Origin of the sequence: Pseudomonas sp. CM27, from assembly GCF_013179515.1 — a bacterium.
In the GTDB taxonomy this organism is placed as follows: Bacteria; Pseudomonadota; Gammaproteobacteria; order Pseudomonadales; family Pseudomonadaceae; genus Aquipseudomonas.
On sequence record NZ_JABMCN010000229.1, the window covers coordinates 1 to 7,236 of the forward strand.

4 protein-coding genes and 1 pseudogene are annotated in these 7,236 nt (G+C 62.4%); all 5 read left to right on the forward strand.

Annotated features, from left to right (window positions below; all coding sequences use genetic code 11):
• Window positions 1–48 precede the first annotated feature (48 nt).
• Window positions 49–1,674, forward strand: coding sequence for an ABC transporter substrate-binding protein (locus HP547_RS23185; RefSeq protein ID WP_172218989.1), 1,626 nt, complete (start codon window positions 49–51; stop codon window positions 1,672–1,674).
• 146 nt (window positions 1,675–1,820) lie between these two features.
• Entirely contained in the window at window positions 1,821–3,413 is a 1,593-nt protein-coding gene (locus HP547_RS23190) for an ABC transporter substrate-binding protein (RefSeq protein WP_172287610.1), read from the forward strand.
• Between the two features lie 232 nt (window positions 3,414–3,645).
• Window positions 3,646–5,025 (forward strand): OprD family porin, encoded by a 1,380-nt coding sequence (locus HP547_RS23195; RefSeq protein ID WP_172287613.1) that lies wholly within the window; start codon window positions 3,646–3,648, stop codon window positions 5,023–5,025.
• A 78-nt stretch (window positions 5,026–5,103) separates the two neighbouring features.
• Window positions 5,104–6,714 carry an ABC transporter substrate-binding protein gene (locus tag HP547_RS23200; protein ID WP_172218983.1) on the forward strand — a complete coding sequence of 537 codons (1,611 nt, stop codon included), beginning with the start codon at window positions 5,104–5,106 and terminating at the stop codon, window positions 6,712–6,714.
• 91 nt (window positions 6,715–6,805) lie between these two features.
• Window positions 6,806–7,236: pseudogene (locus tag HP547_RS23205) on the forward strand (peptide ABC transporter permease); the annotation flags it as partial.

The following is a 7,236-nucleotide window of genomic DNA, read 5'->3' on the forward strand; positions in this document are numbered from 1 at the left end:
CGGCTCACGAGGCCACCTCAATCGAAAAATGACAACAATGAGGCCACCATGCTCAAACACGCAGTCATTCCGTTCCTGCTAGGCGCAGGTCTGCTCACCGGTGCTCCGTCGGCACTTGCCGCGTCCAACCTGGTGTTCTGCTCCGAAGGCAGCCCGGCAGGCTTCGACCCAGGGCAGTACACCACCGGCACAGACTTCGATGCCTCGGCCGAGACCGTGTTCAACCGCCTCACCCAGTTCGAACGCGGCGGCACTGCAGTCATCCCGGGGCTGGCGACCAAATGGGAAGTGTCCGACGACGGCAAGACCTACACCTTCCACCTGCGCGAAGGGGTCAAGTTCCACACCACCGACTACTTCAAGCCCAGCCGCCCCTTCAACGCCGACGACGTGCTGTTCACCTTCAACCGCATGCTCGACAAGGACCACCCGTTCCGCAAGGTCTACCCCACCGAATTCCCGTACTTCACCGACATGGGCATGGACAAGAACATCGCCAAGCTCGAGAAGCTCGACGAGCACACGGTGAAGTTCACCCTCAACGAAGTGGACGCAGCGTTCATCCAGAACCTGGCCATGAGCTTCGCCTCCATTCAGTCCGCCGAATACGCCGACCAGCTGCTCAAGGGCGGCAAGCCCGCCGACATCAACCAGAAGCCGATCGGCACCGGCCCGTTCGTGTTCAGCAAGTACCAGAAGGACGCGCAGATCCGCTTCAAGGGCAACAAGGACTACTGGAAGCCCGAGGACGTGAAGATCGACAACCTGATCTTCGCCATCACTACCGACGCCTCGGTGCGCATGCAGAAGCTGAAGAAGAACGAGTGCCAGGTCACCCTGTTCCCGCGCCCGGCCGATATCGAGCCGCTGAAGGCCGACAAGAACCTGCAGATGCCGCAGCAGGCCGGCTTCAACCTGGGCTACATCGCCTACAACGTGATGGACAAGATCAAGGGCAGCAACGAGCCCAACCCCATGGCCCAGCTGAAGGTGCGCCAGGCACTGGACATGGCCGTGGACAAGAAGAAGATCATCGAATCGGTGTATCAGGGCGCGGGCCAGCTGGCAGTCAACGCCATGCCGCCGACCCAGTGGTCCTATGACGACAGTATCAAGGACGCCCCGTTCGACCCCGAAAAAGCCAGGCAGCTGCTCAAGGAAGCCGGCATCAAGGACGGTACCGAGATCAGCCTGTGGGCCATGCCCGTGCAACGGCCATACAACCCCAATGCCAAGCTGATGGCCGAAATGCTGCAGTCCGACTGGGCCAAGATCGGCATCAAGGCGAAGATCGTCAGCTATGAATGGGGCGAGTACATCAAGCGCTCCAAGGGCGGCGAACAGGGCGCCATGCTGATTGGCTGGAGCGGTGACAACGGTGACCCGGACAACTGGCTGGGCACGCTTTACGGTTGCGATGCCGTGGACGGCAACAACTTCTCCAAATGGTGCTACAAGCCCTACGACGACCTGATCAAGCAGGCCAAGGCCACCTCCGACCAGGCCAGACGCACCGCGCTGTACCAGCAGGCGCAGCACATCCTCAAGGAGCAGGTGCCGATCACCCCGATCGCCCACTCCACCGTGTACCAGCCCATGAGCGCCAAAGTGAAGGACTTCAAGATCAGCCCGTTTGCGCTGAACTCCTTCTACGGCGTCAGCGTGGACAAATAGGGTAACGCCGGCGCCCGCCGAGCCGCGGGCGCCCCTTCCTCCAGCAACTTTTGCATGTCGTCCTGCGGCTATCCGCTGCGGGGTCGGCGAACTGTTGCCGTCATTCGTACCCCGAGACGGCGCAAACAGACGAAAAAGGACTTGCCATGCGCCACGCTACCCGCCTTTCGACCCTGCTGGCCCTGGGCCTGATGAGCCAGTCACCGGCCTTGCTGGCCAACAACCTGGTGTTCTGTTCCGAAGGCAGCCCCGCAGGCTTCGACACCGCCCAGTACACCAGCGCCACCGACAACGACGCCGCCGAGCCGATCTACAACCGCCTGGTCGAGTTCGAACGCGGCGGCACAGCCGTGCACCCTGCCCTGGCAACCCGCTGGGAAGTCTCCGACGATGGCCTGCGCTATACCTTCCACCTGCGCGAGGGGGTCAAGTTCCACAGCAACAAGGCCTTTACCCCGAGCCGCGACTTCAATGCCGACGATGTGCTGTTCACCTTCAATCGCATGCTCGACAAGGACCACCCGTTCCGCAAGGCGTACCCTACCGAGTTCCCCTATTTCATCAGCATGGGCCTGGACAAGAACATCGCCGGTGTCGACAAGGTCGACCCGCTGACCGTGGTGTTCACCCTGAATACGGTCGACGCCGCGTTCATCCAGAACCTGGCCATGAGCTTCGCCTCGATACTGTCTGCCGAATACGCCGGGCAACTGCTGGCCAGCGGTCGCCCCAGCGACATCAACCAGCAACCGATCGGCACCGGGGCGTTTGTGTTCCAGCGTTACCAGAAGGACTCGCAGATCCGCTACAAGGGCAACAAGGACTACTGGGCACCGGAGCAGGTCAAGCTCGACAACCTGGTGTTCTCGATCAACATCGACCCTTCGGTGCGCATCCAGAAGCTACGGCGCAACGAGTGCCAGGTCACCCTGCACCCACGCCCGGCCGACCTGCCGGCGCTCAAGGCCGACAGCAAGTTGCAGGTGTTGCAGCAACCGGGCTTCAACCTTGGCTACATCGCCTACAACACCCAGCACCCCCCGTTCGATCGCCTGGAAGTGCGCCAGGCGATGGACATGGCAGTCAACAAGCAAGCGATTCTCCAGGCGGTGTACCAAGACTCCGGCCAACGGGCAGTCAACGCCATGCCGCCAACCCAATGGTCCTACGACAAAAGCCTGAAGGACGCACCCTACGACCCGGAAAAGGCCAGGCAGCTCTTGCAGCAAGCGGGGGTCAAGCCGGGCACCGAGGTCACCCTCTGGGCCATGCCGGTGCAGCGCCCGTATAACCCCAACGCCAAGCTGATGGCCGAAATGCTCCAGGCCGACTGGACCAAGCTCGGCTTCAAGGTGCGCATCGTCAGCTACGAATGGGGCGAGTACCTCAAGCGCATGAAAAGCGGCGAACACGACATCGCCCTGATCGGCTGGACCGGTGACAACGGCGACCCGGACAACTGGCTGGGCACCCTCTATAGTTGCGATGCCATCGGCAGCAACAACTACTCGCTGTGGTGCGATCCGCAGTACGACAGCCTGGTCAAACAGGCCAAGCAGGTAACCGATCGCGCGCAGCGCAGCGCGCTGTACCAGCAAGCCCAGCAGCGGCTAAAGCAGCAGGTCCCGATTACCCCGGTGGCGCATTCCACGGTCAACCAGCCACTTGGCATCAAGGTTTCCGGGTTCAAGGTCAGCCCGTTCGGACGCAATGATTTTTCCGGTGTGAGTGTTGACTGATTTTTAACCTGCACCGGCCTCATCGCCGGCAAGCCAGCTCCCACAAAGTACTCCACAGATCTCGGGACCTACCCAGTTCCCTGTGGGAGCCGGCTTGCCGGCGATTGGGCCAGCACAGGCAACACATCTCCCCAATTTTGCCCGGCGATCCCGTGGCACCCCTGGCAACACCGCTACAAGCACCCCGGCTCACAAGGCCGGCAATAACTAGAAAAGAAAAGGAGCTTCAACCTTGAAAGCATTCACCTTGACCGCACTGGCGTTATCCATCGGTGCCTTGACCACCATGGCCCAGGCCGACCCGCAAAGCCAGGCTTTCATCCCCATCACCTTGAAGGACAGCAGCGAGCAGGCCCAGGCCAGCGGTTTCATCGACGGCCAGAGCCTGTCCGGTAGCACCCGCAACTGGTACGCCCGCGAACGCGCCGCACGCGCCCCGCTGTGGAAGTACTACAAGAATGACGGCACCCGCCACGACACCCACAGCCGCGAAAACTGGCTACAGGGCACCATCCTCAACTACAGCTCGGGCTTCACCGAGGGCACTGTGGGCTTTGCCGTCGAGGCCGCCGGCTACAACGCCATCGCCCTGCAGCAGAGCCGCCAGGCCATTGCCGGGCCCAATAACCGCACACTGACCCACAGCGACGGCGATCCCATCGGCCAGTGGAGCAAACTGGGCCTGGGCAACATCAAGGCGCGCGTGTCCAACACCACCCTGACCCTGGGCCGCCAGTCGGTGGATACGCCGATGCTCGCCTACATCGGCAACCGTGCCCTGCCCTCAAGCTTCCAGGGCGCGTTCCTGCACAGCGCCGAGTTCGACAACCTCAGCATCGACCTGGGCACCTTCGACCGCGTCTCGCCACGTACCGAGCAGAGCCTGAGCAAGTTCCGCAGCGAGTACGGCGCCGCCGGTGTTGAAACCGACCGCGCCAGCACCGCCGGCATCAACTACCAGCCGTTCAGAAGCCTCAGCACCAGCCTGTACGCCACCAAGGTCGACGACTTCTGGAACCAGTACTACTTCGGCGCCAACCACGTGCTCGGCGACAGCGCGGTGCTCAGCCTGAACACCGGCCTGAACTACTACAAGACTGTCGACGCCGGCAGCCAGAAGATGGGCAAGATCGACAACGACACCTACAGCCTGTCGCTCGGCCTGACCCATCAGGCGCACACCCTCAGCGCTTCGTGGCAGCAGGTGAACGGCAACGAGTACTTCGACTACCTGCACGAAACCAACGGCATCTTCCTGGCCAACTCGCTGCTGTCGGACTTCAACGGCCCCAACGAGAAGTCGCTGCAGATTTCCTACGTGCTGAACATGGCGCCCTATGGCGTGCCGGGCCTGAAGTTCAACCTGTACAACGCCCGCGGCTGGGGCATCGATGGCACGCACTACCGCGGCACGGCCTATGACGTGAAAGGCCTGGATGGCGAAACCCACTACGAGTGGGGCATCGGCAGCAGCTACGCGGTGCAGAGCGGGCCGCTGAAAGACACCAGCATCCGCGCCACCTACACCACCCACCGCGCCAGCAAGGCCCAGGGCGATGGCAGCCTGGACGAGTTCCGCGTGGTGACCACCATTCCGTTCAACATTCTCTGACCGTTGACGCCACGGTCCGCTTCACGGCGGGCCGTGGCGGCTACGCTGGAACCCATGCAAGCAGGGAGAACTCAACCCATGCAGAAAGCTTTCATGAAATCGCTACCGCTGCGCCTTGCCCTGGCCGCACTGGTCCTGGGCAGTGCCACGCAGCTGGCGGCCAAGCCGCTGGTGGTATGCACCGAAGCCAGCCCGGAAGGGTTCGACGTGGTCCAGTACACCACCGGGGTCACCTTCGATGCCACCGCAGAAACGCTGTTCAACCGCCTGGTCGACTTCAAGCCCGGTACCACTGACGTGCAGCCAGCCCTGGCCGAACGCTGGGACATTTCGGCAGATGGCCTGACCTACACCTTCCACCTGCGCCAGGGAGTGAAGTTCCACACCACTGACTACTTCACCCCCACCCGGGACTTCAACGCCGACGACGTGCTGTGGAGCTTGCGGCGCCAGCTCGACCCGGCCCACCCGTGGCATGGCAAGACCAGTGTCGGCTACCCGTACTTCGAAAGCATGTCCTTCAGCCGCCTGCTCAAGTCGGTGGAAAAGATCGACGAGCACACCGTGGTGATCACCCTGGCCCGCCCCGAATCGCCGTTCCTGCGTGACATGGCAATGGCCTTTACCTCGATCTACTCCGCCGAATACGGCGACCAGTTGCTCAAGGCCGGTAACACCGCCCAATTGAACAGCAAGCCGATCGGCACCGGCCCGTTCATCTTCCAGCGCTACAACAAGGACGCCCAGGTCCGCTTCAAGGCCAACCCCGACTACTTCCGCGGCAAGCCGCCAGCCGAGAGCCTGGTATTCGCCATCAGTACCGACAGCAACGTGCGCTTGCAGAAGCTGCGCGCCAACGAATGCCAGGTCGCCGTGTACCCCAAACCGGAGGACGTGCCGTCGATCAAGGCCGACCCCAGGCTCAAGGTGGCCGAGACCGAAGCGCTGGTCACCGGCTATATCGCCATGAATACCCAGCACAAGTACCTCAGCGACGTGCGCGTGCGTAAAGCCATCAACATGGCCTTCGACCGGCAGAGCCATGTTGACCAGCTGTTTGGCAAAGGCAACGCGCTAGTGGGCGTGAACCCGTACCCGCCGACCATGATCGGCTACAACACCAGCAACCAGAACCCACCCCGCGACCTCGACAAGGCGCGTGCCTTGCTCAAGGAAGCTGGCGTACCGGAAGGCGCAGTGATCACGTTGTTCACCCGTAACGGCGGCGGCATGACCAACCCCAACCCGCGCCTGTCCGCCGAAATGCTGCAGGCCGACCTGAAACAGATCGGCCTGAAGCTGGACATTCGCGTGATGGAGTGGGCCGAAATGCTGCGCCGGGCGAAAAAGGGCGAAGCCGACCTGGTGTCCACCGGCTGGGCAGGTGACAACGCCGACCCGGACAACTTCCTTACCCCGCTGCTGAGCTGCGAAGCGGCAAAAAACGGCGAGAACTACGCGCGCTGGTGCAACTCGAAATTCCAGGACCTGATTACACAGGCCCGCGAGGTGATCGACAACGACGAACGCGCAAGGCTCTATAGCGAGGCATTGAAAGTGTACGATGACGACCAACCCTGGATCAGCATGGCCCACCCGAAGGTGTTCACGGCCATGCGTGACAACGTGGAGGGCTACGTGATCAGCCCTCTGACCAACAACAACTTCGCCACCACCAAGGTGAAGTAGAACAACAACGACCGCCGGCAACCCTCACGGGGACCGGCGGCACTGCCGTCGCGCGCTGTTGGCCGCACGGCCTGATGAGGTAACCCCGACAATGTTGAGTTTTATTGCCCGGCGCCTTGGCCTGCTGATACCGACCTTTTTCGGCATCACCTTGCTCACCTTCGCGCTTATACGCCTGATCCCCGGCGACCCGGTGGAAGTGATGATGGGCGAGCGCAGGGTCGACCCCGAAATGCATGCCCAGGCCATGGAGCGCCTGGGCCTGAACAAGCCGCTGCCGGTCCAGTACCTGGACTACGTCGGCAAGCTGGCCCACGGTGACCTGGGTGAATCGCTGCGCACCCGCGAAAGCGTGTGGACCGAGTTCCTCACCCTGTTCCCCGCTACCCTCGAACTGGCCCTGGCCGCCCTGCTGTTCGCCGGCGTCGTCGGCCTGCTGGCCGGGGTGATCGCCGCGCTCAAGCGTGGCTCGCTGTTCGACCATGGGGTGATGGGCATATCGCTGGCCGGCTACTCGATGCC

Coding starts and splice junctions, on each gene's coding strand:
- HP547_RS23185 (WP_172218989.1), top strand. CDS start 49: ATGCTCAAACACGCAGTCATTCCGTTCCTGCTAGGCGCAGGTCTGCTC.
- HP547_RS23190 (WP_172287610.1), top strand. CDS start 1,821: ATGCGCCACGCTACCCGCCTTTCGACCCTGCTGGCCCTGGGCCTGATG.
- HP547_RS23200 (WP_172218983.1), top strand. CDS start 5,104: ATGCAGAAAGCTTTCATGAAATCGCTACCGCTGCGCCTTGCCCTGGCC.